Genomic DNA, 25,229 nt, shown 5'->3' with positions numbered 1-25,229 from the left:
TCGCCTGCTTAGCGCATCAGTAAGTGTTTGCCAGGGGGGAGAAATTCGCCAGAGCGGGCGCTAAAAAAACAGAACCCCCGAATTTGCATTCGAGGGTTATCGGGGACTTCGCCTGAATTACGCTTCGATAGCGGCGCGAAGTTTTTTCATGGCGTTCTTCTCAAGCTGACGCACACGTTCAGCGGAGACGCCGTAGCGGTCGGCCAGCTCCTGCAAGGTGGACTTGTTATCTTCGTCCAGCCAGCGGGCACGGATGATATCCTGGCTACGCTCGTCGAGGCCTTCCATCGCGAAGGTCAGCTTGTTTGCCGCCTGGTCTTCCCAGTTATCCTCTTCAATGCCATCAGCAAAGTTAGAGGTTTTATCCTGAAGATACAGGACCGGGGCCATCGGCTGGCTGTCGGACGCATCGTCGTCGGCAGACATATCAAACGTCATGTCCTGCGCGGCCATACGGGATTCCATCTCGCGGACGTCTTTGCTGGAAACGCCCAGTTCGCGCGCGACCATTTCCACTTCATCCTGATTAAACCAGCCCAGACGCTGCTTGGTTTTACGCAGGTTGAAGAACAGTTTGCGCTGCGCTTTCGTCGTGGCGACCTTCACAATACGCCAGTTACGCAGAACGTATTCGTGAATTTCCGCTTTGATCCAGTGCACGGCGAAGGAGACCAGTCGCACACCCACTTCCGGGTTAAAGCGACGCACCGCTTTCATCAGGCCAATGTTACCTTCCTGAATCAAGTCCGCCTGCGGCAGGCCGTAGCCCGCGTAATTACGAGCAACGTGAACAACAAAGCGCAGGTGAGACAGGATCAGCGTTTTAGCTGCTTCCAGATCGCCCTGGTAATGCAGCTTTTCAGCAAGCTCCTTTTCTTCCTCAGCCGTTAACATCGGCCAGGTGTTCGCAGCCCGGATGTAAGATTCCAGGTTACCAACAGGGGCTAAAGCTAAAGTTTGCATTTCTTTGGTCATTCATTCCTCTCAATGTTTCTTCTGGTCCAGGTTGTCCCCGTCAGGCAACAACCATGCCAAAGCGTTTGAGCAACGAGATTAGCATTCACTCTTTTATCAGACAGTGATTTTATCCACAAGTTCCAGGTGCAACCGTGAATAAATTACGCACAAAATGTGACATGAAGATGATTACAGGGGAAGAGACGACAGGGACGCTTTCCCTGCAAGCGAACATCTCGGTGCAGGGAAAGATTATATCACGCTTTTATTAGTCGGGAGTAAAGTGGCGTAAATGTTGAACCGTTGCCAGCCATGCCGCTATCCAGCCGATCATGGAGCAGACCAGCAGCAAAAGCAGGCACTCATCGAAGCCTAAGCCACTGATATCAAACTTCGTTCCGAAAACCTGCGCCACTTCGGTGACGGCAGACGAAAGCCGCATCACCAAAATTTCTGACAATATCAGTGAAAGAAATGCGCCGGAAAAACCGAGCAGCGCGCCACCGTAAAGGAACGGACGCAGGATGAAACCATCCGTTGCACCAATCAGCTTCTGCACGTTGATGGTATCGCGACGGGCGAAGATGCTCAGGCGAACGCTGTTACCGATGACGAGGAAGACCGCCGCAACCATCAGCACGCCAATCATCGCCGACACGCGTCCTACCAGCCCGGTCAGGGCGGCAAGACGGGCAAACCAGCTGTCGTCCATGCGCACTTCATCAATCCCGTTGATGCGGGTAATGCGGTCGCGCAGGGTGTTGAGCGAATCCGTGCCCTGGAAATCCAGCTTCGGGATCACCACCGCCACGGCGGGCAGCGGGTTCTCTTCGAGCATATCCAGCGCCCCGCCGAACCCGGACCAGTTGCGGAACTCGCCCAGTGCTTCATCGCGGGAGAGATAGTTCACCTTCTCCACGCCCTGTTCGGCCTGAATCTGCCCGACCACCTGCGCCGCCGCGTTATCGTCGAGCGCTTTATCCAGATAAACGGTGATCTGCGGCGACGGATAATACTGGGACGCCGCCTGGTTAACGTTTTTGTAAACCATGTAGCAGACACTCGGCAGCGTCAGGGAGATGGCAATCACCATCACCGTCAGGAACGTCGCCAGCGGTTTGCTTTTCAGATCCTGCAACGCGCCCTGGAAGGCGTAGCGCACCTGTTCGTTAAAGACGTTGGTTTTGCGGGAGTTCGGCTTCGGTGTCGCTTTGGCACGCTTAGGCGCAGGGCGATTGCCGTCCCCGCCGCCCTGAGGCTTGCGGAAACGGTCAAACCGGTTGCTGAACTGCCGAATCTGGTTCATTGCATCACGCTTATTCACCGTGGCCTCCGTGCAAATGCCCGTCGCTCAGGGTCAGCATGCGGTACGAACGGCGGGAGATCAGCCCCATATCGTGCGTCGCCATCAGTACCGTTACCCCCACGCGGTTAAATTCCTCAAACAGACGCAGGATGCCTTCGGAGAGGGCATCGTCCAGGTTACCGGTCGGTTCATCCGCCAGCAAAACGGCTGGCTTGTTCACCACCGCACGGGCAATGCCCACGCGCTGCTGCTCACCGCCGGACAGCTGGATAGGGAAGTTCTTCGCTTTGTCCAGCAGCCCGACCTTATCCAGCGCCGCGGAGACGCGACGGCGGATATCATCGTAACTGGCGCCGGCAATAATCAGCGGGATCGCGACGTTATCGAAAACCGTGCGATCCATCAGCAGGTGGTGATCCTGGAAAATCATGCCGATCTGACGACGCAGAAACGGCACTTCACGGTTCTTAAGACGGCTAATGTCATGGCCGCTGAACCAGATTTTCCCGGCGCTTGGCCGCTCGATCCCACAGATCAGCTTGAGCAGAGTACTTTTCCCCGCGCCGGAATGGCCGGTCAGGAATGCCATCTCGCCTGGCTGGAGGTGAAATGTCACCCCCTGTAGCGCTTGTCTCCCACCGAGATAGGCCTTGCTGACGTGTTCAAAGCGAATCATTGTTAGTCCTCTCGGGCAAAAAGTGCCTCAATAAAGTCGTCCGCTTTAAACGGACGTAAATCCTCAATACGCTCGCCCACACCGATGTAACGGATAGGAATGCCGAACTGGTCGGCCACAGAGAAGATCACCCCGCCTTTCGCAGTGCCGTCCAGCTTGGTCAGCGTGATCCCGGTCAGTCCTACCGCTTCATGGAACAGCTTCGCCTGGCTAATGGCGTTCTGTCCGGTGCTGGCGTCGATAGTCAGCATAATTTCATGCGGTGCCTCTTCGTCCAGCTTCTTCATGACGCGAACGATTTTCTTCAGTTCTTCCATCAGGTGCGATTTGTTCTGCAAACGCCCTGCGGTATCCGCAATCAGCACGTCCACGTTACGCGACTTCGCCGCCTGGATGGCATCGAAAATCACGGACGCAGAATCCGCGCCGGTGTGCTGGGCAATCACCGGAATGTTATTGCGCTGGCCCCACACCTGGAGCTGCTCCACCGCTGCCGCACGGAAGGTATCGCCCGCCGCCAGCATCACCGATTTGCCCTGCTGCTCAAACTGGCGCGCCAGCTTGCCGATGGTGGTGGTTTTACCCACGCCGTTGACGCCAACCATCAGAATAACAAAGGGCATTTTGCCTTCAATATTAAGCGGTTCGTCAACTTTTGCGAGAATTTCGCCCATCTCGTCTTTCAGCAGGCCGTACAGCGCCTCGGCGTCACGCAGCTGCTTGCGGCTCGCCCCTTCGGTCAGGTTGGTGATGATCTTCCGGGTGGTTTCCACGCCCACGTCCGCGATCAGCAGCTGTTCTTCCAGCTCCTCAAACAGATCGTCGTCGATTTTTTTGCCGCGGAACAGACTGATAAATCCGGAACCTAAGTTTTCTTTGGTTTTTAACAGGCTGCGTTTCAGGCGCGCGAAGAAACCTTCTTTGGTTGGTTTTTCCTGCTCCTGAGCGATCTCGTCTTCGGCCTGCTCTTCTACCGGCACAACAATGACCGCTTCTTCAGCGGCTTCCGCCGCCAGCGCCTGGGCTTCCAGCTCTTCGTCGGTCAGTTCAGGCTCAAGGGCCGCCTCTTCTTCCACCGCCTCAACAATTTCAACGGTTTCCGCTTCGGCCTGCCACTCTTCGGCAGAAACTTCTTCGGTTTTCACCTCTTCCGGCAGCGGCAGCGCTTCGTGTTCGATAGCGGCCTGCGGCGCTTCGGTAAGGGTTTCTACCATAACCGGCTCTGGTTTTTCGCTCTCCTGAACCTGTTCAGTGACCTCAACCACCTCTTCAGCAAAGGATTCAATCTCTTCTTTGCTGTGCGCTGGTTCTTCCGCTTCGACAATCGCAGCGGTTTCGACAGGCGTTTCAGGCTGTGACTGCTCTTCTACAACCTGTTGTTCTTCGGTTTTCTGTTCTGTTTCTTGCTCTTTTTCACCGAAACCCAACCAGGAAAAGAAGCCACGTTTTTTTTGTTTTGCCATCTGCGACTACACTCCTCGCGGCGCTATATACAGGGAAGCTAAAAAAATGATGAAATAGTCTAACACTTTACTTAATTGACATCACCGCCCGCAATCGCAGGGCATTGTTAACAGAGCTTTCCTGAGATGAAGAAACCCACCCGCGCCCCGGCCGGTCAAATTCGAATTATCGGCGGTCAGTGGCGAGGCCGGAAATTACCGGTGCCGGACAGCCCCGGTTTACGCCCTACCACGGACCGCGTACGCGAGACGCTGTTTAACTGGCTTGCCCCGTCAATGGTAGACGCCAACTGCCTGGACTGCTTCGCCGGAAGCGGCGCACTGGGGCTGGAAGCGCTGTCTCGCTATGCCGCCAGCGCCACGCTGCTGGAGATGGAACGCGGCGTTGCGCAGACGTTGCAGCAAAATTTGGCTACGCTGAAGGCAACCAACGCGAAGGTAGTGAACACCAACACGCTGATCTTCCTTGCGCAAAAGGGGACGCCGTTCAACGTGGTGTTTGTCGATCCGCCGTTCCGTAAAGGGCTGCTGGAAGAGACGTTATCGTTGCTGGAAAAAAATGGCTGGCTGGCAGACGACGCGCTGATTTACGTTGAAAGCGAAGTGGAAAATGGCCTGCCGCCCGTTCCCGTTCACTGGGATCTGCACCGCGAAAAGGTCGCCGGTCAGGTGGCTTATCGTCTGTATCACCGTCAGGCACAAGGAGGATCCGATGCCAGTACTGATTAACGTAGGGCGCTTGCTGATGCTGGGCGTCTGGGCATTTTTGATTTTAAATCTGGTGCACCCGTTCCCGCGCCCGCTGAATATCTTTGTTAACGTGGCGCTGATTTTTACCGCGTTTATGCATGCCCTTCAGATGGTGATGCTGAAAAACGGTCTGCCGAAAGATGGCCCACCGATGACCGGCTGGCAGCAGCTGCGGGTGTTTATTTTCGGCGTGTTTGAGCTGCTGGTGTGGATGAAGAAGTTTAAGGCGCAGGTGAAGAAGTAAGATATGGCCTTATGCCCGGTGGCGCGCAGCGATCCGGGCCTTCAGATAACCCTTACTGCGACGATACGCCGTCCAGTTGGTCATTGAGTTTTTCGATATCTCTGGCTCTCGTTTTGAGCAGGTGTTTTACCTGTGTGCAAATCTCTTCGGTCCGGGTGTAATACGTTCCAGAAAACGGCCCTGAACGTTCGCATAAGACATAGTTGGTTCCAAGGGGATAAAATATGACGATAAAAGAGAGGATGTTGCCAATGACAAATCCTGCCCCCATAAAGTGAAAAGCGACGGTAATTCCTTTAGCGAAAAACTTGGGTGGCTCCATGTTCTTCGAAAATGTCATATAGACAATAACTAAAACAAAGCAACAAGCTACCGGGAAAACAAACAACATAAAAAAAGAACCCCAGAAAAAATAAATAATGCTTCTGGATTCAATAATATCGGTTATATCGGGCACACTAGCCCAATAAAAACCCCAGGCAAAAGCACCATAAAAGAAGATACAAAAAAACAAAAAGCATCTTCTTTTAATTTTATTAAGATTAATACTAAGATTCATATCAGTAATTCCCGAGCTGAAATGCGCCTTCATATAGCGAGCATCGATCGTTCCACTCTGCCGTTTCATACTGCTGTTTCATGCTATTTCTCATGCAATTTATAATGGTTATTTGATAAATCGTTCTGTTGCCCAAAACATTCAGCTAATAAATTATCAATACCCCAAATGCAATCACACGTATTATCTGCCCCCAAACAGGAACATCCTCACGCCATACATCCATCGTCACCTTCCCCATCACTGCGACGATACGCCGTCCAGTTTGTCATTGAGTTTTTCGATATCTCTGGCTCTTGTTTTGAGCAGGTATTTAACCTGCGTGCAAATCTCTTCGGTCCGGGTGTAATACGTTCCAGAAAATGGCCCTGGGCGCTCACATAACACATAGTTGGTTCCAAGGGGATAAAATATGGCGATAAGGGAGAGGATGTTGCCAATAATAAATCCTGCACCCATAACGTGAAAACCAACGGTAATACCTTTAGCGAAGAACCTGGGTGGCTGCATGTTTTTAGTAAATGTCACGTATGCAATCACGAAAACAAAACAACAACAAACCGGGAAAACAAACAACAAAAAAAATGAACCCCATAAAAAACAGACAATGCTTCTTGATTGAATGAGTTCGGTTACAGCTGGCACGCTCGCTTCATAACAACCCCAAGTGATAACACTAAATAATATCAAGCAAAAAAAACAACCACATCTTGTCTTTATTTTATCGAGATTCATGTTAACACTCATATCAGTAATTCCTTTGGTAAAAGGAACTACCATATACTGAATTTCGAGCGTTCCTCTCTGCAATTTTTTGCTTTTCTTTCAGCCCATTTCTGAGATAATCTATAAGCTTATTTGATAAATCGCACTGGTCGTCTAACACATTCAACGAATAAGCAATCAATACACCTAACGCAACCACACATATTATTTGCCCCCACACAGGAACAGCCGCACTCGCTAAAAAGGGTGATATAGCCAACGAGATCCCTTCCCCTGCTAATCTCGAAGCAAATACACTAACAATCACTTTAGCCACGTCCATCGTGACATTCCCCAGAAATGCGGCGACGTCATGCTCGGATTTAAAGATCAACTCCACCAACCGCCAGCATGCTGAAAACCAGATGCAGAATCTGGCTCCTGACATAATACCGTTTCGAAACCCGGCACTACCTATACCCACCTCGAGCACTTTGGGATGATTAATCCGGTAACGCGTTCCGTTAAGAATGCGTCGTAAAGAAGGGTAGCCCGTAATCTTCACATACAGCTTTCCCCGATAAACATACTGTGTGGCTTTGATCCCAAAGCCTTTTAGCGTGAAAACAATCTTTCCAGCCTGCTGATAAGTAAAGAGTTTTGACAGACTTTTAGCCGCAGAAACCGTCTCTTTGATGTTACCGGCATAGGTTGTGGAAAAGCTGACAGGCTGACTACCTAACAAATCGTCAACCACACCCTGCGCCTCGTCAGGCGTGAGCAGCATAATGTGATGAGCATTGTTGACCAGGCTATTTTTCAGCTGCCTGATTTCATTTTCGAAACGCTGATTACGCTGCCAGTTATTTCCTTTGAGAATATCTTCACGATGATCCCTTATCCAGTCCGAATACCCTTTCATCTTAAGTCCTTAAAAATCTCGTGCATCCCAGATACTGTAGGCGCTGGTTCCAGCAATACGATGCTCCCAGGCAATAGATTCGTATGACAGCTCTATGATTTCCTCTGGCTGCCCCTCGCTATCATTTATGGTATGCGGCACTTGCAAATGGATGCTGGATATTCTGGCATTAATCAGTTTTAACACATAATAACACTCGTTTAATCCCGTCTGGCTGGTGCGATAGAAGTGAAATTCACAGCTTAACGTTTCATTATCAGTAATCGCTTTTCCTAATAAAGGGGAAGACTTGTCCACGGGCTTAATAAATGTCAGGCACTGGTGGTTCACATTTTTTGCACGGCTCATGCCGTGATGAACAGCCATGACCATTATTTGATCCTGGTGAGCAAGCTGCGCTTTATTGCCTATGGAATTCACAGAAGCACATCCAGCAGAAATCATGCCCTGAGACGTTCCCTTTAAAGTCAACCACATTATATTCGCCATATGAATCTCTCAACCTCTTTCAAAATAAATGCTTATGCTTGAAATGGCATAACATTATTAGAGTATTGAAATACCCATGGAAGAATAGTGATGCAAGCGAAACTTTCACCAACTAAAAAAATTATGGCTACGACATAATTACAAAAATATTAATCAGGAATATATTTGCTGGCTCATATATATGCCAGTTTGATTTATTGTTGGCACTGACGTAAAGAACGCAGTGCCGCCCGGCGTCACAGCTCCGGTTCAAACCCTTCGAACCGCGACCCTTTGTAGCTCAACGTACCTTTATCTCCCACCGTCAGCTGGTGATACTGCTGCGCCTCCAGGCGGAAGGTCATCTCCAGCCCGCCGGTTTCCGGCTTAAAGCTTGCTTCATAGCGCATCGTTGTCCCCGCAGGCGTCACCTGCTGCTGGCGAGAGCGGCGGTCGTTAAGCGGTTTCTCGCGTTTGTTCGCCACCACCACGCGCTTGTGCAACAGCGGCGCGGCATCGTTGTCGGCCTTCTCACGGCGCTGCTGCACGAAGCGAAACGAGGCGGCAATGACGATGATCGCCACCACGATGATGAAAAACAGGGGCATCTTGCTCATTGAAAAATCCCATCAGATTATGCGGAATTCAGGATACCTCGCCTGCCCCGGCATTGCCAAACGCCCGCTCGCGTCACTACACTGGATCAGAAACTGATTATTCAGCCTCAACAGTTACAGGGAGTTAATATGCTTTGGTCATTTATCGCTGTCTGTTTTTCCGCATGGCTTTATGTCGATGCGTCCTACCGTGGCCCAGCCTGGCAGCGCTGGTTGTTTAAACCCGTCACGCTATTGCTCCTGCTGTTGCTTGCCTGGCAGGCCCCCATGTTCAACGCCATCAGTTATCTGGTGCTCGCCGGGCTGTGTGCCTCCCTGATTGGCGATGCCTTAACCCTGCTGCCGCGCCAGCGCCTGCTGTACGCCGTAGGGGCGTTCTTCCTGTCGCATCTGCTTTACACCATCTATTTTGCCAGCCAGATGACGCTCTCCATCTTCTGGCCGCTGCCGCTGGTGCTGCTGGTGATTGGCGCCCTGCTGATCGCGGTGATCTGGTCGCGTCTGGAGGAGATGCGTCTGCCGGTGTGTACCTTTATCGCCATGACGCTGGTGATGGTGTGGCTGGCCGGTGAGCTGTGGTTCTTCCGCCCAACCTCACAGGCAATGTCTGCCTTCTTCGGGGCCGCGCTGCTGCTGCTCGGCAATATCGTCTGGCTGGGCAGCCACTATCGCCGCCGCTTCCGCGCGGATAATGCGATTTCCGCTGCCTGCTACTTCGCCGGGCACTTCCTGATTGTGCGTTCGCTGTATATCTAAATAACGCTTGACTCTGGAGTCGACTCCAGAGTGTATGCTGCGGTTAATGAGAAAATTATCATTACCGGAGACTGCCATGTCGACTCCAGAAACACCTAACAAAGTTCCACAGTTCTCGGCACTTAAGCTCAGCCCGGTTCCGGCAAAAGACGACTGCTGCTGCGAAGGGACGTGCGAAACACCAATCCAAACGCTTCCTGAAAGCGGCAACCGCTACAGCTGGGTGGTCAACGGTATGGACTGCGCAGCCTGCGCCCGCAAGGTAGAAAACGCGGTGAAGCAGGTACCGGGCGTGAACCACGTTCAGGTCCTGTTCGCCACCGAAAAGCTGATGGTCAGCGCCGAAAAAGACGTCAGCAAGCAGGTTGAAGCCGCCGTCAGCAAGGCGGGCTATACTCTGCGCAGCGAAACGGCACCTGCCGAAAAAACCTCTCCCCTGAAAGAAAACCTGCCGCTCATTATCCTCATCATCATGATGGCCCTGAGCTGGGGGCTGGAACAGGTTAACCACCCGTTCGGCAACCTGGCGTTTATCGCCACCACGCTGGTCGGCCTGTTCCCCATTGCCCGACAGGCGCTACGCCTGATGCGGAGCGGAAGCTGGTTTGCCATCGAAACGCTGATGAGCGTGGCGGCCATCGGCGCGCTGTTCATTGGCGCAACGGCAGAAGCGGCGATGGTGCTGCTGCTGTTCTTAATCGGCGAACGCCTTGAAGGCTGGGCGGCGAGTCGGGCGCGTAAGGGGGTAAGCGCGCTGATGGCGCTGAAGCCAGAAACCGCCACACGCATGATAGACGGTACTCGTGAAACGGTCGCCATTAACGCCCTGCGCCCGGGCGACGTGATTGAAGTGCCCGCAGGTGGACGTCTGCCGGCCGATGGGGCGCTCGTTACCGCCACCGCGAGCTTTGACGAAAGCGCCCTGACCGGGGAATCCATTCCTGTAGAGCGTGCGGCGGGTGAAAAGGTACCTGCCGGTTCCACCAGCGTCGACCGCCTGGTGCAGCTTACGGTGCTTTCTGAACCGGGCGACAGCGCCATCGACCGTATCCTGAAGCTGATCGAAGAAGCCGAGGAGCGCCGCGCGCCGGTCGAACGCTTTATCGATCGCTTCAGCCGGATTTACACGCCCGCCATCATGCTGGTGGCGCTGCTGGTCACCGTCGTTCCACCGCTGTTCTTCGGCGCGCCGTGGGAGGGCTGGATTTATAAAGGGCTGACCCTGCTGCTGATCGGCTGCCCGTGCGCACTGGTGATTTCCACCCCGGCGGCGATTACCTCCGGGCTGGCAGCGGCGGCACGCCGCGGGGCGCTAATTAAGGGCGGCGCGGCGCTGGAACAGCTGAGCCAGATCCAGCACATCGCCTTCGATAAAACCGGTACGCTGACCGTCGGCAAACCGCAGGTGACCGGGGTGTATCCGCAGGACATCAGCGAAAATGAACTGCTTACTCTGGCCGCCGCCGTGGAGCAGGGCTCCACCCACCCGCTTGCGCAGGCGATCGTGCGTGAAGCGCAGGCGCGCGGGCTGGCTATTCCTTCAGCAACCGCTCAACGAGCGCTGGTCGGTTCAGGGATTGAAGCCGTGGTCGAGGACAAAAAAGTGCTGATTGTCGCGGCGGGTACGCGCTCTACGCCACAGGTTGAGGCGCTGGAGCAGGCCGGTCAGACGGTCGTTGCCGTGATGCAGGACGGCGTACCGATGGGCATGTTGGCCCTGCGCGACACCCTGCGTGACGATGCGAGAGACGCCGTCGAGGCGCTGCACAGGCTGGGCGTGCAGGGCGTGATCCTGACCGGCGATAACCCGCGCGCGGCGGCCGCGATTGCCGACGAGCTGGGGCTGGCGTTTAAGGCCGGATTACTGCCTGCGGACAAGGTCAGCGCGGTAACTGAACTGAACAGCCACGCCCCGCTGGCGATGGTCGGTGACGGGATAAACGATGCCCCGGCGATGAAAGCCTCAACCATTGGCATTGCCATGGGCAGCGGCACCGACGTGGCGCTGGAGACCGCCGACGCGGCGCTAACGCACAACCGCCTGACCGGGCTGGCGCAGATGATAGATCTTGCGCGGGCGACGCGGACCAACATTCGTCAGAACATCGGCATTGCGCTGGGTCTGAAGGGGATATTTCTCGTCACTACGCTGCTCGGCATGACCGGACTGTGGCTGGCGGTGCTGGCGGATACCGGGGCGACGGTGCTGGTCACGGCGAACGCATTGAGGTTATTACGACGCCAATAAAAACGCCCGGTGGCGGCTGCGCCTTACCGGGCCTACAACGGCTCTGAACCGTAGGCCGGGTAAGGCGCAGCCGCCACCCGGCAAAAAACGGCGCTACTGCATCCCTAACACCCTCGGCAGCCACAATGATATCGCCGGGATATACGTCACCATCCCCAGCACCACCAGCAGGATGCCGTAGAACGGCAGCATCGCCCGCACCACGGTTTCAATTTTCTGCTTGCTTACCGCGCTCGCCACAAACAGCACCGACCCGACCGGCGGGGTGATCAGCCCGATCCCCAGGTTAACCATCATGATCATCCCGAAGTGCACCGGGTCGATCCCCAGCGCGTTGGTCACCGGCAGCAGCACCGGCGTCAGGATCAGAATGATCGGCGCCATGTCCATCAGCGTGCCAATCAGCAGCAGCATGACGTTGAGATACATGAGGATCACGTACTTGTTATCGGAGAGCGTCGTGAAGAACTCGGTGATGCGCATCGGCAGCTGCATGTAGGTCATTACCGCGCCAAACGCAGCGGCAAAGCCGATTAAAATCATCACGATGGTGACGGTTTTCACCGTGCGGCACATCAGCTTCGGCAGTTCGCTCCATTTGTAGTCGCGATAGATAAACATGGTGACGAAAAACGCCCACAGGCAGGCCACGGCGGCAGATTCGGTGGCGGTAAAAATCCCGGACAAGATCCCGCCGAGGATAATCACCACCGTCATCAGCCCCCACAGGGCATCGAGCATGATTTTCAGCGCCTGCCTGAAGGGGATTTTGTCCCCCTTCGGGTAGCCGCGCTTACGGGCGAAGCACAGACAGAGCACCATCAGGCTCACGCCCAGCAGCAGGCCCGGCAATACGCCCGCGATAAACAGCGTGGCGATGGAGACCGTGCCCCCCGCCGCCAGGGAGTAAATCACCGAGTTGTGGCTGGGCGGGATTAAAATCGCCTGCACCGACCCGCTGGCCGTCACCGCCGCCGCGTATTCGCGCGGGTAGCCCTTCTTCTCCATCTCCGGGATCATCACGCTGCCGATGGACGCCGTATCCGCCACCGACGAGCCGGAAATCGCGCCGAAGAACGTTGAAGCCACGATGTTCACCAGCGACAGCCCGCCGCGAATAAAGCCGACAAAGACGTACGCGAAGTTAACCAGCCGTCGGGCAATGCCCCCTTCCGCCATGATCGCCCCGGCAAGGATGAAGAACGGGATCGCCAGCAGCGTGAATTTGTTCACCCCGCTGGTGATCTGGATCATCAGCGCCTCCAGCGGCAGGTCAATCCACAGCGCGCCCGCGACGGCGCTCAGGCCCACGGCGAAGGCCACCGGCATCCCCAGCGCCAGCAAAATGGCGAGGGTGAATAACAAAATAAAAGCATCCATTGTTCACCCCTTAACTGTGGTTGCCGATCAGCACGACCGGACGGTTTTCCTGCGAGCCAAACAGCAGGCGTTCAAGCACAAACAGGATCAAAATCGCCGATCCGACAGGCAGCGGCAGATAGCTCTCGCCGGAGGTCAGGAGCGGAAACTCCGCCACCGGCTGCTCCCACAGCTCGACGCACAGCCAGTAGCTGTACCAGCACATCAGGCCAGAGATCAGCAGCATCAGCAGGTCCACCGTCCGCGCGCACAGCCTTTGCAGCGATGCGGGCAGACGGTCGGTGAGCATGTTGACCGCAATATGCGATCCGGCGCGATAGCTCACCGCCGCGCCGATAAAGGTAAACGTCACCATGCAGATAATAGCGACGGGCTCCGGCCAGGATTCGCCGCGGTTGAGCACGTAGCGTGAGAAGATGCCGATGGGGATGACAATCGTCATCACCAGCAGCGAGACACCCGCCACCGCCATGGCGAGCAGGTACAGACGATCCATCCACTTCAGGTAGAGTTCGGACATACGTACTCCGGATCACTGAACGTCGGCGATGGCTTTCATCAGATCCTGATGCTTGTCGCCATACTGCGCGCGCACCGGCTCTGTCGCCTTGATAAACACCGTTTTATCAATATCGTGGAACTGCACGCCGCCGGCATTCATTTTCGCCAGCGCCTGGTCGTTATAGGCATTCCACAGCTTGCGCTGCTCTAACTGCGCTTCACGGGCCAGTGTCAGGATCTTCTGCTGCTCGTCAGCGCTCAGCTTGTCCCATTTCACTTTGGAGTAGAGCAGCATTTCCGGGGTGATGAAGTGGCCGCTCAGCGTGTAGTTTTTCGCAACCGGCATGTAGTTGTGGGCGACAAAGGTTGGCGGGTTGTTCTCCGCACCGTCAATCACCCCGGTCTGCATCCCGCTGTAAACCTCACTGACGCCCATCGCGATTGCGTTCGCCCCCATCGCTTTTAGCGTGGCCAGCGCCACCGGGCTACCCTGCACGCGGATTTTCTTCCCTTTCAGATCGTCCGGCTTGACGATCGGCTCTTTGGTGATCAGGTTGCGGGTGCCGGAGTCCATCCAGCCGAGGAACACCAGACGCGATTTCGGGTTGGCGGTGAGCTTGTCGCCGATCTGCTTGCCGATATCCCCGTCGATCACCTTGTGCATGTGGTCCTCATCGCGGAACACGTAGGGCAGCGTAAACACTTCGATATCCGGCAGGATGGCGGCAACCGGCGCCATAGAGACGCGGATCATATCAATCGCCCCCATCTGCGCCTGCTCAATCATCTGCTTTTCATCCCCCAGCACGCCGCCGGGAAAGACCTTAATCTCCAGCTTGCCGTCGGTTTGTTGTTTGAGTTTTTCACCCATCTGCTGAACCGCCACCACGTTCGGGTAGCCTTCAGGATGCACATCGGCGGCTTTAATGGTTTGCGCGGAAACGGTGCAGGCAAAAGCAGACAGGCACAGAGCGGCCAGTAACGGCTTGAGGGTCGTTTTCATTCAGTCAACTCCAGGGTAGTGAGATAAGCGTTAAAACGGTGTTTTAGTTTTTGACGTTTAAAAATTAGACTACGGCTGGAAAAGGGAGGGTGAAGCGCCTCACAAAAGCGCGAAATTTTGAAACGATGGTTCGAAATTGTGATGGGTGCTTGTCGGGTGGCGGCTGCGCCTTACCCGACCTACTACACCCGTAAGCCCGTGCAAGCGAAGCGCCGCCGGGCATCAGGCCGCACCTACCCCTTACGAATCACATACCGGTACGGCAGGGTTTCCGTTTGCTGCGCCACCAGTTCGTGTTCCATAAAGGTACAAAAGCCGGGGATATCGCGGGTGGTGGCCGGATCGTCAGCGACGATCAGCAGCGTTTCGCCGCTCTGCATGTTACGTACGGTTTTACGCACCATCATTACCGGCTCCGGGCAACGGAGGCCCTGGGCGTCAAGCGTGTGGTCTGGGCTGGAAAACAGATCGGTCATTTTCTTCTCGTTCAGGTAAAAACGGCTGTAGTTTACGCCCCGCTATCGTCAATGCAAACCAGGTTAACGATTGCGTGAAAATTAGCCATTGCAAAGTGCGGTCAAAGCAGTATCATGCGGCGGCTTTATTGGGTTCCCTCACCCCAAATATTAATCAAAAAGGTACAATATGAACTCCTTTACACAATCGCAGCGCGTCAAAGCGTTGTTCTGGCTTTCGCTATTTCATCTGCTGGTGATCATCTCCAGTAACTATCTGGTACAGCTCCCTATCTCCATTTTTGGTTTCCATACCACCTGGGGCGCATTCAGTTTTCCGTTTATTTTCCTCGCGACCGATTTAACCGTGCGTATCTTTGGCGCACCGCTGGCGCGGCGGATTATTTTTGCGGTGATGATCCCGGCGCTGTTCGTCTCCTACGCCATCTCCTCCCTGTTTTATATGGGTAGCTGGCAGGGCGTTGAAGCGCTAACGCATTTCAACCTGTTCGTCGCGCGTATTGCCGCCGCCAGCTTTATGGCCTATGCCCTGGGGCAGATCCTCGATGTTCACGTCTTTAACCGCCTGCGTCAGAACCATCGCTGGTGGATGGCACCGACGGCCTCGACGCTGTTCGGTAACGTGAGCGATACGCTGGCCTTCTTCTTCATTGCCTTCTGGCGCAGCCCGGACGCCTTCATGGCAGAACACTGGATGGAAATCGCCCTCGTGGACTACGCCTTTAAGGTGCTTATCAGCCTGGTTTTCTTCCTGCCGATGTACGGCGTGCTGTTGAATATGCTGCTGAAAAGGCTGGCAGATAAATCTGAAATCGCCACATTACAGGCAGGTTAAGGGTTCGCTTTATCAGTTGTGATAAGATGAACGAATGAGCCGCTATGGCCGTTTATCGAAAGGAAGAAGTCAATGCGCAATCTGGTTAAATATGTCGGGATTGGCCTGCTGGTTGTTGGCCTTGCAGCCTGTGATAACAGTGACACCAAAACGCCTGCTCAGGGCGCGTCAGCAGAAAGCAACGCCACCGGTCAGCCGGTGAGCCTGATGGATGGCAAACTCAGTTTCTCTCTGCCCGCGGATATGACCGATCAGAGCGGTAAGCTGGGCACCCAGGCGAACAACATGCACGTCTATTCCGATGCCACCGGCCAAAAAGCGGTCATTGTGATTGTCGGTGACGATACCAGCGAAGATCTGGGCGTGCTGGCCAAACGTCTGGAAGACCAGCAGCGCAGCCGCGACCCGCAGCTTCAGGTGGTCACCAATAAGTCGATTGAACTGAAAGGCCACACGCTGCAACAGCTGGACAGCATCATCTCCGCCAAAGGCCAGACCGCGTACTCCTCCGTGGTGCTCGGCAAGGTAGATAACAAACTGCTGACCATGCAGATCACCCTGCCGGCAGACAATCAGCAGAAAGCGCAGAGCGCCGCTGAAAACATCATTAACACTCTCGTGATCCAGTAATCGTTCACCGGGATACCGTGGCCTCCGTCGCTTGCGCCGGGGGCCATTTTTTTGCCACGACTTTCAGACTAACGCTCCAGACGAAGCACTTCCGGCGCACTACAATTAACGAGCCCCCCGGAAAAAGGAATTCTTATGACTGCCAGCCCGCCCGATAAAGCCGGACTTCATATTTTACTCAAACTCGCCTGCCTGGTGGTTATCCTTGCGGGTATCCACGCGGCGGCGGATATCATTGTTCAGCTTCTGCTGGCGCTGTTTTTCGCCATCGTCCTCAACCCGCTGGTGACATGGTTTTTACGCCGGGGCATCAGCCGCCCGGTCGCCATCACCATTGTGGTTATCGTAATGCTGATTGTGCTGACGGCGCTGTTCGGCGTGCTCGCCGCCTCGCTGAGTGAATTTTCCACTATGCTGCCGCAGTACAATAAAGAGCTGACGCGCAAGCTGGTCGATCTCCAGCGAATGATGCCGTTCGTTAATCTGCATATTTCACCGGAGCGAATGCTGCGCCGGATGGATTCCGAGAAGGTCATGACCTACGCCACCACGTTAATGACCGGGCTTTCCGGGGCGATGGCCAGCATTCTACTGCTGGTGATGACGGTGGTGTTTATGCTGTTCGAAGTGCGCCACGTGCCGTACAAGCTGCGTTTTGCCCTGAACAATCCGCAGATCCACATTGCCGGCTTGCACCGCGCGCTGAAGGGCGTGTCCAAATATCTGGCGCTGAAAACCCTGCTTAGCCTGTGGACCGGCGTGATTGTCTGGCTGGGGCTGGTACTACTGGACGTGCAGTTCGCGCTGATGTGGGGCGTGCTGGCGTTTTTACTGAACTACGTGCCCAATATCGGCGCGGTGCTTTCTGCCGTCCCGCCGATGATCCAGGCGTTCCTGTTTAACGGTTTTTATGAGTGCATGCTGGTGGGGGCGCTGTTCCTTGTCGTGCACATGGTACTGGGCAATATTCTCGAACCGCGCATGATGGGCCACCGCCTGGGCATGTCGACGATGGTGGTGTTTTTATCATTACTGATCTGGGGATGGCTCCTGGGACCGGTGGGCATGTTGCTCTCCGTACCGCTCACCAGCGTCTGTAAAATCTGGATGGAAACCACCAAAGGAGGCAGTAAACTCGCCATTCTGCTGGGGCCGGGTCGGCCAAAAAGCCGTTTGCCGGGATAACCGGATGAGCAATGTGGCGCTTTAGATTATATTATGGGGGAAGCCCGCCCGATTGATTGCAAATTTATACAGAGCAATAACTTTGCCTTTGGCGGCATCAATACCTCGATAATCATTAAACGCTGGGCGTAACTATGTACCAGTTTGTACTGGGAAAGATCTCCACCCTTAGCGCGGACCCGCTGGCGTCAACGCTCGCAGACATGGCACCTCAGGGTGCGCGACATGCTTCCTGGCTTGCAGGCCGGACGCTGCTCGCCAGAACCTTATCCCCTTCTCCGCTTCCCGAGATAATCTACGGCGAACAGGGGAAACCGGCCTTCGCTAACGGTCATCCGCTGTGGTTTAACCTGAGCCACAGCGGGGACGACATTGCCCTGCTGCTGAGCGATGAAGGTGAAGTTGGCTGCGATATTGAAGCGATTCGTCCGCGTGCGAACTGGCAGGCGCTGGCGAATGCCGTCTTCAGCCTTACCGAACATGCCGAGCTGGAGCGTGAAGCGCCGGAAGAACAGCTTTCCGCATTCTGGCGCATCTGGACGCGCAAAGAGGCCATCGTCAAGCAGCGTGGCGGCAGCGCGTGGCAGATTGTCAGCATTGACAGCACCGCCCAGTCGCTTCCGGTCAGCCAGCTACGCTTCGGCTCGCTGAGCCTGGCGGTCTGTACCCCTACCCCCTTCACCCTGACGGCAGAATCAATCGCTTATTGCGGTACCTCTGCGGCATAAAAAAACGGCCATTCCGGTTAATACCGAAATGGCCGCTGTGCATTTAACGCGTTGCGAAGCTTATTTCAAATTTTCAGGGAAGTTTGCTGGCAGCTCGCTGGCCGCACATGCAATCACGGTATCATCGTTAGCACCACAGTCGCGAACGAAGGTGATGGTGGCAAATTCATCAATTACTTCAGTCGGATAGGCCGGACCGGCATCACGGTAGCTGTTCATCAGCGGAATGTGATCGTTCTGGAAGCAGACGGTTTTTTCCGGATTGTTCATGACCCAGCGCGGGAAGAAAATGGTGCCGTGGAACAGGCTGTCGCCCAGGTTCACAATCAGGCTGACGTCGGTACCGGTTGGCTCGGTCCAGGAAATTTTATAGATGCTCTCCCCGACGCGGACGATGTACGCCTGCTGATCTTTCACCCAACGATTACCCACCAGACCGCTGTGAATACGGTAGTCGAGCGTGTTCTCGTTTTTGACGTAAATTTCGTAGTTCCAGCCGTTATCGTAGGTATAAACCAGATGTTTGCCGACGAAGCCGCTTAAGTCATGTTTGTCGAAGGTGTTCATAAGATGTCTCCTTTGTTTTGATGAAACTATCGTACCCCTTCAAAAAATGAATGAATAACGCTATGTTTGAATTAAATTCATCCAAAATTTAGATTGATCATGCATAAGACGACGCTAGAACAATGGGCCCTGCTGGAGAGAGTAGTCGAGGCTGGCAGCTTTGCCAGAGCAGCAGAAGAGACGCACCGCAGCCAGTCCTCGGTTAGCTATAACCTGTCGCTATTGCAGGAACGGCTTGGCGTGGCGCTCTTAATGACGGAAGGCAGGCGGGCCGTGCTGACCCCGGCGGGTGAGCTGTTGCTGAATCAGGTGAAGCCGCTGCTGAAAGCCTTCGCCTATGTTGAAACCCGCGCTGCGACCCTGCGCAGCGGGATGCGAACCCGTATCGATTTGATGGTAGACAGTATTTTTCCGCGCAGCCGGCTGTTCGCTATTTTGCGGCAGTTTCAGCAGCAGTATCCGCAAACGCAGGTGCGGCTCACCGAGGTGCTGGAAAACAGCCGCGCGGACGCGCTCAATGATGAAGCCGACGTGATGGTCTTAACCCGCCGCCAGGACGTCACCGGGCTGGGCGAATGGCTGATGAATATCGATTTTGTTGCCGTTGCGCATCACGCGCACCCGCTGTTCGCGCTGGATACACCGCTTAATGACGAGACGTTACGCCCGTGGCCGCGCATTCAGATCGCAGACAGCCAGCCCACCGTTCGTCCCGCCGGGGAGTCGTGGACCTTCTCAACCATTGATGCCGCGATCGAAGCGGTGATGTATCAGGTTGGATACGGCTGGCTACCGGAAGAACGCATTCAGGCCCCGCTCCAGCAAGGCATCCTCAAAACCCTGCCGCTCAGCCACGGCGTACGTCGCGCCACGCCGCTGCACCTCATCGTCAAACGCTCCCTCAGCCCGCTGGACGAGCAGGTTGAGACGTTGTTGCGCCTTTTTAAGCAGGAGCCGTCATCGTCACCTGCTACGCTTTAAGTTTTGAACCAGAAGACGAGAAGGAGCGAACGATGAAAATCGACTTAACGGGAAAAGTGGCGCTGGTGACCGCGTCCACCGGCGGTATAGGGTTTGCCATCGCCCGCGGGCTGGCGGAGAGCGGTGCGGAAGTGATCGTGAACGGGCGCAGCATCGACTCGGTGAACAAAGGCATTCAGGCCTTACAGCAGGTGGTGCCTGGCGTGCAGGTCCGTGCCGCCATCGCCGATCTGAGCTCGCAGGAGGGCGTTGACGAACTGCTCAGGGTTGCCACGCACGTCGATATTCTGGTGAATAACGCCGGGATTTATGGTCAGCAGGATTTTTATTCCACCGACGACGAGACCTGGGAACGCTACTGGCAAACCAACGTGATGTCCGGCGTGCGCCTCTCCCGCGCCCTAGTGCCCGGCATGGTGCAAAAAGGCTGGGGTCGGGTGGTGTTTATCTCGTCAGAATCGGCCTGCAATATTCCGGCGGATATGATCCACTATGGCGTAACGAAAACAGCCCAGCTTTCGCTGGCGCGCGGTCTGGCGAAGTTTGTGGCAGGCAGCGGCGTCACGGTGAACAGCGTGCTGCCGGGCCCGACGATGTCGGACGGCTTTGCTGCGATGATGAAGGACGAGATCGAGAGAACCGGCAAATCGCTGGAGCAGCTGGCGAAAGCGTTCGTGATGGAGAATCGCCCCAGCTCGGTGATTCAGCGCGCCGCCACGGTGGAAGAAGTGGCCAACATGGTCGTTTACGTCTGTTCGATGCAGGCCTCCGCGACTTCAGGCGCGGCGCTGCGCGTTGACGGTGGCGTAGTGGATGACATCGTTTGACCCGTCAGCCCACAGGTTCGAGAAAAAATGAGATCGGATAGAAGGACTGCGAAGGTAAAGCAGGTAAACTAGTGAACAGAATGTGTATTTCAGCTAAGACGTATTTATGACCAATATGATTGCCGACGAAGCCGTGGCGAAGTCCAGCGTGCTCTCTGTCTTTGACTTTGATGGTACGTTGACGCACCACGACAGCTTTATTCCTTTCCTGCGCTTTGCCTTTGGCAAGCGCTACTTTGCTGGCCGACTGGTGCGCATGGCCCTGCCTACGCTGCACTGCGTGCGCCGCAAGCTGACGCGCGATGAGCTGAAAGAGGTGCTGATCAAAACCTTCCTGACGGGCGTGGATGAACACTGGTTACGTCAGCAAGCGGAAGCCTTCTGTGAAAAATACTGGAGCAAGCTGATGCGCCCGGAAGGGGTCATGGCCGTCGCCAACGAAGTCAATTCTGGTGCGGAAGTGACGATTTGCTCCGCCTCCCCGGCGCTGGTATTGCAGCCGTGGGCCGATAAGCTCGGCATTAAGCTGATTGGCACGCAGCTGGAAGTGAAGGACGGCAAGCTGACCGGGCGGATCACCGGCCATAACTGCCGTTGTGCGCAGAAGGTGGCGAGGCTGGAGAAGGTGTATGGGGATTTGAACGCGTATCACCTGCGCGCCTGGGGCGACACCCGTGGCGACCACGAGCTGCTGGCGGCGGCGCAGGATCCGCACTGGCGCCATTTCCATCATCCCAGCAAGCGCCGGAATTCACCAATAAGGTAGCCTTTTGCCGGGTGGCGGCTGCGCCTTACCCGGCCTACAACCCAATCGTAGGCCCGGTAAGCGAAGCGCCACCGGGCGGTACATCAGGCCTCACGTTTTCCCGGGAACATCACGCTCGCAATAATCCCCAGCGCCAGTACCCCCAGCACCACAAACAGGCTTGCCGTGGCACCGATGTTATAACCGTGATGCCAGAAGTGGTCGGTCGCATTAAGCCCCAGCTTGAACGCCACGAAGAACAGCAGCAGCACGACCGCTTTCTCCAGATGCACCAGATACTGCTTCAGCGCCTCCAGTACGAAGTAGAGGGTACGCAGGCCGAGGATCGCGAACATCATTGCGCTGTAGATAATCAGCGGCTCGCGGCTGACGGCAATGATGGCGGGAACGGAGTCGAACGCGAACATCACGTCGGACAGCTCTACCACCGCCACGCAGAGCAGCAGCGGCGTCGCGTAGCGCTTCGCCTTCTTCACGCGGCCTACCATCACATCCTTGTTTTCTGGCTTCTCCAGCTCGGCATCCACCTCTTTCTGGGTCAGGATAAACGCGTGGCTGCTGATTTTTGGCCAGACCGGATAGAAGCGTTTTACCAGGCGGTACGCCAGGTGGTTAGAGTAATCTTCGACTTCATCACTCTCTTCATTGCGTTTCAGCATCATCACCGCCGTCCAGCCGACGACCAGCGCAAAAATAACCTCAACGTACGGCCCGAGGCTCAGGAGGCTGGTGCCGATGGCCACAAAAATCCCGCGGAACACAATCGCCCCCAGCACGCCCCAGTAGAGCACGCGGTGGCGATATTTATCCGGCACGCCGAACCAGGCGAAGATCGCCATCATCACGAACAGGTTGTCGACGGAGAGCACCTCTTCCAGCGCATAGCCGGTAAGGAACAAACTCGCCATCTCTGCGCCGTGGTGCACGTATAAGAAGCCGGCAAACGCCATGGCCATCATGACCCAGAAGATGGACCACATAGCCGCGCTTTTCAGCGAGATAGGTTTATCGTGACGGTGCATGAAGAGGTCGATAAACATCGCCCCAACGGCCATCACCACAAAAACAACAACGGTTTCCGTCGGGAAACCGAGATGAGCAGCAGACATAGACAACCCTTTTAAGAAGACAAAACACAACACCATGCAGGCTGGCGTAGACCAGAAGTGAGAATGGGGGAACGTGTTATCCGCATCTACCCCACTAAACCGCAGCTCTGTGGCTGCGCAAGGTGTGTACTTTACCTCACAACGTAGGGTGGTGCATCTGTCGTTTAGGCGCATTTAGCAGAGCGCGTTATCTGTGAGTCACGTCTTATTTACATCATTTAAACCTTCCATTAACTGGATAAAAAGAACGCGCCGACGCTATAGTGGTTTTGTTTAATAAAACTGAGTTGTACCTGATAAAACCAAGAACAGACCCTGCGAGGAACTCATGACAGAACATATTCGTAATGGCGTTGCCGCCACTGAGGACATAGAACGAAAGACTATGCGCAAGGTGATCTGGCGCATTCTCCCGTTTCTGATAGTCAGTTATCTGGTCTCTATTATCGATCGCGGCAATATTGGCATGGCTTCGCTACAGATGAATGAGGATCTCGGCCTCAGCAAAGCGGCGTTTGGCTTCGCCAGCAGTCTCTATTTCGTGGCGTATTTTCTGTTTGAAGTTCCAAGCAATCTGGCGATGCAGAAGGTGGGCGCACGTCTGTGGATCCCCCGCATTATGATCAGCTGGGGGGTGGTATCCATGTGCATGGCACTGGTACAAAACACCACGTCGCTTTATATCGTGCGTTTTCTGCTGGGAGCCGCTGAAGCGGGCTTTTTCCCCGGCGTCGTACTCTTTTTGACCTGGTGGATCCCTGCCCGCTACCGTGCGCGAATTATCGCGTCCTTTATGGTCGCGATCCCGCTGGCCAATTTTATCGGCTCGCCGCTGTCGGGGTTGATTCTCTCACTGGACGGCTGGTTAGGTCTGCGCGGCTGGCATCTGCTGTTTATCATTGAAGGCTTACCCGCGGTTCTGCTGGGTATTGCCGCCTGGTTTGTTCTTCGCGATCGCCCGCACCAGGCTAACTGGCTTAACGCGGAGCAGAAAAAATGGCTGGAAACAACGCTTGAAAGCGAGCGTCAGCAGCAAAAAAATATTGGCCACCAGACGACGTGGCAGCTGCTCCGGCATCGTCAAATCTGGCTGCTGGCGCTGATATACGCAGGCGCGTCCTCAGCAGGCACCACCATCAGCGTCTGGTCACCGCAGCTGCTGAAATCGTTCCATCTTGATAATCTGGAGACGGGTCTGCTCAACGCCATTCCTTACGGCCTGGCATCCGTACTGATGATTGTCTGGGGACGAAGTTCTGACCGAACCAACGAACGCCGCTGGCATACCGCGCTGACGCTATTCATGATTGCCGCAGGCGTAGTTGCCGCATTTGTCAGCGCCTCTCTTTCTGCCACCCTTATTATTTTGAGCATCATGCTGATAGGCGCGTATTCAATGAAGGGGCCGTTCTGGGCGCTGGCGTCAGGCTGGATGAGCAGCACGTCGGCTGCTGCTGGGTTGGCCGCAATTGGCGCCATCGCTAACCTTATCGGCGGCGCGGTGATGGTCAACGCTTACGGCATCATTAACGAGCGGACGGGTAGCCACACGCTGGCCATGCTTCCTCTGGCTGCACTGTGCGTCGCGGGGGGTGTCGCAGTGTTGGTGATGGGACGCCAGGCCCGCAATGCGCATCTGCATGAAAAACAGGTCACCCATTAGACATAAAAAAGCGGGACGCCCGTCCCGCTTTATGCTCAGAGGCTCTCTTCCGCAGCGTCTTGCGTTTCCCCATAAAACTGCTGGCAGAAAGCCTTACTCGCCCCCATTTTCTGCGACAGGCGACTGGCGGTGGCGTGCATCAGCTGGCTGATCCCCTGTTCACGGCGATCTTCAGTCAGTCTGGAGATGGGCCCGGTCAGCGCCAGCGCCGCAATCAGCTTGTCATTGACGCCGAAGACGGGCATCGCAAACGCCGCGGTATGCGGGTCTCGGGCACCTGAGGTATAGAGCGGAACAGCGGGCTCCCCCTCTGGTAGCGCATCATTAAGGCCCCAGTGGCGAAGCACTTTACTGATGGCAGAATCGTCCAGCGGAAACTGAGTACCCGGCAGATTACTGTGGCGTAGCCCGTGGGAGGCTTCCGCACGGAACAGGCACAAACGTTGCCCGCCTTCTAACACATACCAGCTGGCGCTCTCCTGAGAGGCCTGAGATAACGCCTGAAGCTCAGGCTGCACCACCCGGGAAAGATGAAAAGATTGCTCATAAAGCTTACCGAGGTAAAGCAGACGTGGGCCAAGCGCGTAATTGCCATCATCGTGCCTGACGACATAGTTCATTCGTTCAAGCGAATTCATTAACCGGTAAACCGTGGTTTTGTGATAACCCGATAGCTGCGCCAGCGCGGTCAGCGTCAGGCTCTCATCGCCGGGACGGAAGCAATCCAGTAAAGCCAGCGCTTTTTCGACCGCCACAACGCCTTCATTACCCATCATCATCTCCTTTTCTGCTCGGCAGTGAGTGTACCTCAATTTTTGTGAGTCACTTCGTGTTTACATCACAAACGCCGTTGCAGATCTGGCTAAAGGGAAAGCTACACCGCTATAGTTGTTTTGTATTGTACACC

The 25,229-nt window shown here is 55.2% G+C and carries 28 protein-coding genes and 1 pseudogene; 13 read left to right on the top strand and 16 right to left on the bottom strand.

Annotation, left to right across the window (positions count from 1 at the left end; translation table 11 throughout):
* Positions 1-117: 117 nt before the first annotated feature.
* The 4 genes from rpoH to ftsY form a co-directional block, all read right to left on the bottom strand.
* Entirely contained in the window at positions 118-975 is an 858-nt protein-coding gene (rpoH, locus tag N5C09_RS13395; RefSeq protein WP_000159624.1) for an RNA polymerase sigma factor RpoH, read from the bottom strand.
* A 250-nt stretch (positions 976-1,225) separates the two neighbouring features.
* Positions 1,226-2,281 carry a permease-like cell division protein FtsX gene (gene ftsX, locus N5C09_RS13390; RefSeq protein WP_203465307.1) on the bottom strand — a complete coding sequence of 352 codons (1,056 nt, stop codon included), beginning with the start codon at positions 2,279-2,281 and terminating at the stop codon, positions 1,226-1,228.
* Positions 2,274-2,939, bottom strand: coding sequence for a cell division ATP-binding protein FtsE (gene ftsE, locus N5C09_RS13385; protein ID WP_063449550.1), 666 nt, complete (start codon positions 2,937-2,939; stop codon positions 2,274-2,276). Before ftsE ends, ftsX begins: the two co-directional genes overlap by 8 nt.
* Before the next feature lie 2 nt (positions 2,940-2,941).
* Positions 2,942-4,402, bottom strand: a complete 1,461-nt coding sequence (gene ftsY, locus N5C09_RS13380) for a signal recognition particle-docking protein FtsY (RefSeq protein WP_279749208.1) — start codon at positions 4,400-4,402, stop codon at positions 2,942-2,944.
* A 126-nt stretch (positions 4,403-4,528) separates the two neighbouring features.
* Between ftsY and rsmD the strand changes: the two genes are divergently transcribed.
* Both rsmD and N5C09_RS13370 read left to right on the top strand, forming a co-directional pair.
* Positions 4,529-5,131, top strand: a complete 603-nt coding sequence (gene rsmD / locus N5C09_RS13375; RefSeq protein WP_279749207.1) for a 16S rRNA (guanine(966)-N(2))-methyltransferase — start codon at positions 4,529-4,531, stop codon at positions 5,129-5,131.
* On the top strand, positions 5,115-5,396 hold the full coding sequence (locus N5C09_RS13370) for a DUF1145 family protein (protein WP_063449553.1): 282 nt from the start codon (positions 5,115-5,117) through the stop codon (positions 5,394-5,396). The genes rsmD and N5C09_RS13370 overlap by 17 nt, the downstream gene beginning before the upstream one ends.
* A gap of 52 nt (positions 5,397-5,448) precedes the next feature.
* Here the strand turns inward: N5C09_RS13370 and N5C09_RS13365 are convergent, their stop codons facing one another.
* The 5 genes from N5C09_RS13365 to N5C09_RS13345 form a co-directional block, all read right to left on the bottom strand.
* On the bottom strand, positions 5,449-6,024 hold the full coding sequence (locus tag N5C09_RS13365) for a DUF1240 domain-containing protein (protein ID WP_279749206.1): 576 nt from the start codon (positions 6,022-6,024) through the stop codon (positions 5,449-5,451).
* A 171-nt stretch (positions 6,025-6,195) separates the two neighbouring features.
* Positions 6,196-6,702 carry a hypothetical protein gene (locus N5C09_RS13360; protein ID WP_063865371.1) on the bottom strand — a complete coding sequence of 169 codons (507 nt, stop codon included), beginning with the start codon at positions 6,700-6,702 and terminating at the stop codon, positions 6,196-6,198.
* Position 6,703: 1 nt separating this feature from the next.
* On the bottom strand, positions 6,704-7,582 hold the full coding sequence (locus N5C09_RS13355; protein WP_279749205.1) for a hypothetical protein: 879 nt from the start codon (positions 7,580-7,582) through the stop codon (positions 6,704-6,706).
* Positions 7,583-7,591: 9 nt separating this feature from the next.
* Positions 7,592-8,071 (bottom strand): Hcp family type VI secretion system effector, encoded by a 480-nt coding sequence (locus N5C09_RS13350; protein WP_279749203.1) that lies wholly within the window; start codon positions 8,069-8,071, stop codon positions 7,592-7,594.
* Between the two features lie 236 nt (positions 8,072-8,307).
* Positions 8,308-8,667, bottom strand: coding sequence for a DUF2500 domain-containing protein (locus N5C09_RS13345; protein ID WP_279749202.1), 360 nt, complete (start codon positions 8,665-8,667; stop codon positions 8,308-8,310).
* Between the two features lie 129 nt (positions 8,668-8,796).
* Between N5C09_RS13345 and N5C09_RS13340 the strand changes: the two genes are divergently transcribed.
* Positions 8,797-9,423 (top strand): lysoplasmalogenase, encoded by a 627-nt coding sequence (locus tag N5C09_RS13340; RefSeq protein ID WP_063865366.1) that lies wholly within the window; start codon positions 8,797-8,799, stop codon positions 9,421-9,423.
* Positions 9,424-9,499: 76 nt separating this feature from the next.
* Positions 9,500-11,671 (top strand): Zn(II)/Cd(II)/Pb(II) translocating P-type ATPase ZntA, encoded by a 2,172-nt coding sequence (gene zntA, locus N5C09_RS13335; RefSeq protein WP_279749201.1) that lies wholly within the window; start codon positions 9,500-9,502, stop codon positions 11,669-11,671.
* Between the two features lie 93 nt (positions 11,672-11,764).
* Here the strand turns inward: zntA and N5C09_RS13330 are convergent, their stop codons facing one another.
* The 4 genes from N5C09_RS13330 to tusA form a co-directional block, all read right to left on the bottom strand.
* Entirely contained in the window at positions 11,765-13,051 is a 1,287-nt protein-coding gene (locus tag N5C09_RS13330) for a TRAP transporter large permease (RefSeq protein ID WP_279749200.1), read from the bottom strand.
* Between the two features lie 10 nt (positions 13,052-13,061).
* A complete protein-coding gene (locus N5C09_RS13325; RefSeq protein WP_203465315.1) occupies positions 13,062-13,571 on the bottom strand; it encodes a TRAP transporter small permease in 510 nt (169 codons plus the stop codon).
* A 12-nt stretch (positions 13,572-13,583) separates the two neighbouring features.
* A complete protein-coding gene (locus tag N5C09_RS13320) occupies positions 13,584-14,555 on the bottom strand; it encodes a TRAP transporter substrate-binding protein (RefSeq protein ID WP_279749199.1) in 972 nt (323 codons plus the stop codon).
* A 233-nt stretch (positions 14,556-14,788) separates the two neighbouring features.
* Positions 14,789-15,031 carry a sulfurtransferase TusA gene (gene tusA, locus N5C09_RS13315; RefSeq protein ID WP_023307136.1) on the bottom strand — a complete coding sequence of 81 codons (243 nt, stop codon included), beginning with the start codon at positions 15,029-15,031 and terminating at the stop codon, positions 14,789-14,791.
* 169 nt (positions 15,032-15,200) lie between these two features.
* Here tusA and N5C09_RS13310 point away from each other — a divergent pair, with 169 nt between their 5' ends.
* From N5C09_RS13310 to acpT, 5 genes and pseudogenes are all read left to right on the top strand, one after another.
* Positions 15,201-15,866: a 7-cyano-7-deazaguanine/7-aminomethyl-7-deazaguanine transporter gene (locus N5C09_RS13310; RefSeq protein ID WP_279749198.1), complete on the top strand. Its 666-nt coding sequence runs from the start codon at positions 15,201-15,203 to the stop codon at positions 15,864-15,866.
* 72 nt (positions 15,867-15,938) lie between these two features.
* The gene (locus tag N5C09_RS13305) at positions 15,939-16,496 is read left to right on the top strand and encodes a DcrB family lipoprotein (RefSeq protein ID WP_063865362.1); all 558 of its coding nucleotides are present in this window, start codon (positions 15,939-15,941) and stop codon (positions 16,494-16,496) included.
* A gap of 135 nt (positions 16,497-16,631) precedes the next feature.
* Complete coding sequence (locus N5C09_RS13300; protein ID WP_063865361.1) at positions 16,632-17,681, top strand: AI-2E family transporter; 1,050 nt, start codon at positions 16,632-16,634, stop codon at positions 17,679-17,681.
* Positions 17,682-17,813 (top strand): annotated as a pseudogene (locus tag N5C09_RS13295) (beta-ketoacyl-ACP synthase); the annotation flags it as partial. It abuts the gene before it with no gap.
* A gap of 2 nt (positions 17,814-17,815) precedes the next feature.
* The gene (gene acpT / locus N5C09_RS13290; protein WP_112792227.1) at positions 17,816-18,409 is read left to right on the top strand and encodes a 4'-phosphopantetheinyl transferase AcpT; all 594 of its coding nucleotides are present in this window, start codon (positions 17,816-17,818) and stop codon (positions 18,407-18,409) included.
* Positions 18,410-18,469: 60 nt separating this feature from the next.
* Here the strand turns inward: acpT and N5C09_RS13285 are convergent, their stop codons facing one another.
* Entirely contained in the window at positions 18,470-18,976 is a 507-nt protein-coding gene (locus N5C09_RS13285; protein ID WP_063449998.1) for a phenolic acid decarboxylase, read from the bottom strand.
* Positions 18,977-19,075: 99 nt separating this feature from the next.
* Between N5C09_RS13285 and N5C09_RS13280 the strand changes: the two genes are divergently transcribed.
* The 3 genes from N5C09_RS13280 to N5C09_RS13270 all read left to right on the top strand — a co-directional run bounded on the left by N5C09_RS13280 (position 19,076) and on the right by N5C09_RS13270 (position 21,550).
* Positions 19,076-19,957 (top strand): LysR family transcriptional regulator, encoded by an 882-nt coding sequence (locus N5C09_RS13280; protein ID WP_279749197.1) that lies wholly within the window; start codon positions 19,076-19,078, stop codon positions 19,955-19,957.
* A 32-nt stretch (positions 19,958-19,989) separates the two neighbouring features.
* The gene (locus N5C09_RS13275) at positions 19,990-20,784 is read left to right on the top strand and encodes an SDR family NAD(P)-dependent oxidoreductase (protein WP_279749196.1); all 795 of its coding nucleotides are present in this window, start codon (positions 19,990-19,992) and stop codon (positions 20,782-20,784) included.
* Positions 20,785-20,890: 106 nt separating this feature from the next.
* A complete protein-coding gene (locus N5C09_RS13270) occupies positions 20,891-21,550 on the top strand; it encodes an HAD family hydrolase (RefSeq protein ID WP_074177577.1) in 660 nt (219 codons plus the stop codon).
* 83 nt (positions 21,551-21,633) lie between these two features.
* Here N5C09_RS13270 and N5C09_RS13265 read toward each other — a convergent pair whose 3' ends face one another.
* The gene (locus tag N5C09_RS13265; RefSeq protein ID WP_023298822.1) at positions 21,634-22,659 is read right to left on the bottom strand and encodes a TerC/Alx family metal homeostasis membrane protein; all 1,026 of its coding nucleotides are present in this window, start codon (positions 22,657-22,659) and stop codon (positions 21,634-21,636) included.
* A gap of 328 nt (positions 22,660-22,987) precedes the next feature.
* On the opposite strand from N5C09_RS13265, the gene N5C09_RS13260 reads away from it, so the two are divergent.
* The gene (locus N5C09_RS13260; RefSeq protein WP_279749195.1) at positions 22,988-24,322 is read left to right on the top strand and encodes an MFS transporter; all 1,335 of its coding nucleotides are present in this window, start codon (positions 22,988-22,990) and stop codon (positions 24,320-24,322) included.
* 35 nt (positions 24,323-24,357) lie between these two features.
* Here N5C09_RS13260 and N5C09_RS13255 read toward each other — a convergent pair whose 3' ends face one another.
* Positions 24,358-25,095 carry an IclR family transcriptional regulator gene (locus N5C09_RS13255; protein WP_131637070.1) on the bottom strand — a complete coding sequence of 246 codons (738 nt, stop codon included), beginning with the start codon at positions 25,093-25,095 and terminating at the stop codon, positions 24,358-24,360.
* Between the last annotated feature and the right edge of the window lie 134 nt (positions 25,096-25,229).

This window comes from Enterobacter sp. GD03975, assembly GCF_029838645.1.
Classification (GTDB): domain Bacteria; phylum Pseudomonadota; class Gammaproteobacteria; order Enterobacterales; family Enterobacteriaceae; genus Enterobacter; species Enterobacter quasihormaechei.
The sequence above is the reverse complement of the archived record's forward strand: the minus strand, read 5'-3'. Positions and strand labels throughout refer to the sequence as shown.

Coding starts and splice junctions, on each gene's coding strand:
- rpoH (WP_000159624.1), bottom strand. CDS start 975: ATGACCAAAGAAATGCAAACTTTAGCTTTAGCCCCTGTTGGTAACCTG.
- ftsE (WP_063449550.1), bottom strand. CDS start 2,939: ATGATTCGCTTTGAACACGTCAGCAAGGCCTATCTCGGTGGGAGACAA.
- ftsY (WP_279749208.1), bottom strand. CDS start 4,402: ATGGCAAAACAAAAAAAACGTGGCTTCTTTTCCTGGTTGGGTTTCGGT.
- rsmD (WP_279749207.1), top strand. CDS start 4,529: ATGAAGAAACCCACCCGCGCCCCGGCCGGTCAAATTCGAATTATCGGC.
- N5C09_RS13370 (WP_063449553.1), top strand. CDS start 5,115: ATGCCAGTACTGATTAACGTAGGGCGCTTGCTGATGCTGGGCGTCTGG.
- N5C09_RS13365 (WP_279749206.1), bottom strand. CDS start 6,024: ATGAAACGGCAGAGTGGAACGATCGATGCTCGCTATATGAAGGCGCAT.
- N5C09_RS13360 (WP_063865371.1), bottom strand. CDS start 6,702: ATGAGTGTTAACATGAATCTCGATAAAATAAAGACAAGATGTGGTTGT.
- N5C09_RS13355 (WP_279749205.1), bottom strand. CDS start 7,582: ATGAAAGGGTATTCGGACTGGATAAGGGATCATCGTGAAGATATTCTC.
- N5C09_RS13350 (WP_279749203.1), bottom strand. CDS start 8,071: ATGGCGAATATAATGTGGTTGACTTTAAAGGGAACGTCTCAGGGCATG.
- N5C09_RS13345 (WP_279749202.1), bottom strand. CDS start 8,667: ATGAGCAAGATGCCCCTGTTTTTCATCATCGTGGTGGCGATCATCGTC.
- N5C09_RS13340 (WP_063865366.1), top strand. CDS start 8,797: ATGCTTTGGTCATTTATCGCTGTCTGTTTTTCCGCATGGCTTTATGTC.
- zntA (WP_279749201.1), top strand. CDS start 9,500: ATGTCGACTCCAGAAACACCTAACAAAGTTCCACAGTTCTCGGCACTT.
- N5C09_RS13330 (WP_279749200.1), bottom strand. CDS start 13,051: ATGGATGCTTTTATTTTGTTATTCACCCTCGCCATTTTGCTGGCGCTG.
- N5C09_RS13325 (WP_203465315.1), bottom strand. CDS start 13,571: ATGTCCGAACTCTACCTGAAGTGGATGGATCGTCTGTACCTGCTCGCC.
- N5C09_RS13320 (WP_279749199.1), bottom strand. CDS start 14,555: ATGAAAACGACCCTCAAGCCGTTACTGGCCGCTCTGTGCCTGTCTGCT.
- tusA (WP_023307136.1), bottom strand. CDS start 15,031: ATGACCGATCTGTTTTCCAGCCCAGACCACACGCTTGACGCCCAGGGC.
- N5C09_RS13310 (WP_279749198.1), top strand. CDS start 15,201: ATGAACTCCTTTACACAATCGCAGCGCGTCAAAGCGTTGTTCTGGCTT.
- N5C09_RS13305 (WP_063865362.1), top strand. CDS start 15,939: ATGCGCAATCTGGTTAAATATGTCGGGATTGGCCTGCTGGTTGTTGGC.
- N5C09_RS13300 (WP_063865361.1), top strand. CDS start 16,632: ATGACTGCCAGCCCGCCCGATAAAGCCGGACTTCATATTTTACTCAAA.
- acpT (WP_112792227.1), top strand. CDS start 17,816: ATGTACCAGTTTGTACTGGGAAAGATCTCCACCCTTAGCGCGGACCCG.
- N5C09_RS13285 (WP_063449998.1), bottom strand. CDS start 18,976: ATGAACACCTTCGACAAACATGACTTAAGCGGCTTCGTCGGCAAACAT.
- N5C09_RS13280 (WP_279749197.1), top strand. CDS start 19,076: ATGCATAAGACGACGCTAGAACAATGGGCCCTGCTGGAGAGAGTAGTC.
- N5C09_RS13275 (WP_279749196.1), top strand. CDS start 19,990: ATGAAAATCGACTTAACGGGAAAAGTGGCGCTGGTGACCGCGTCCACC.
- N5C09_RS13270 (WP_074177577.1), top strand. CDS start 20,891: ATGACCAATATGATTGCCGACGAAGCCGTGGCGAAGTCCAGCGTGCTC.
- N5C09_RS13265 (WP_023298822.1), bottom strand. CDS start 22,659: ATGTCTGCTGCTCATCTCGGTTTCCCGACGGAAACCGTTGTTGTTTTT.
- N5C09_RS13260 (WP_279749195.1), top strand. CDS start 22,988: ATGACAGAACATATTCGTAATGGCGTTGCCGCCACTGAGGACATAGAA.
- N5C09_RS13255 (WP_131637070.1), bottom strand. CDS start 25,095: ATGGGTAATGAAGGCGTTGTGGCGGTCGAAAAAGCGCTGGCTTTACTG.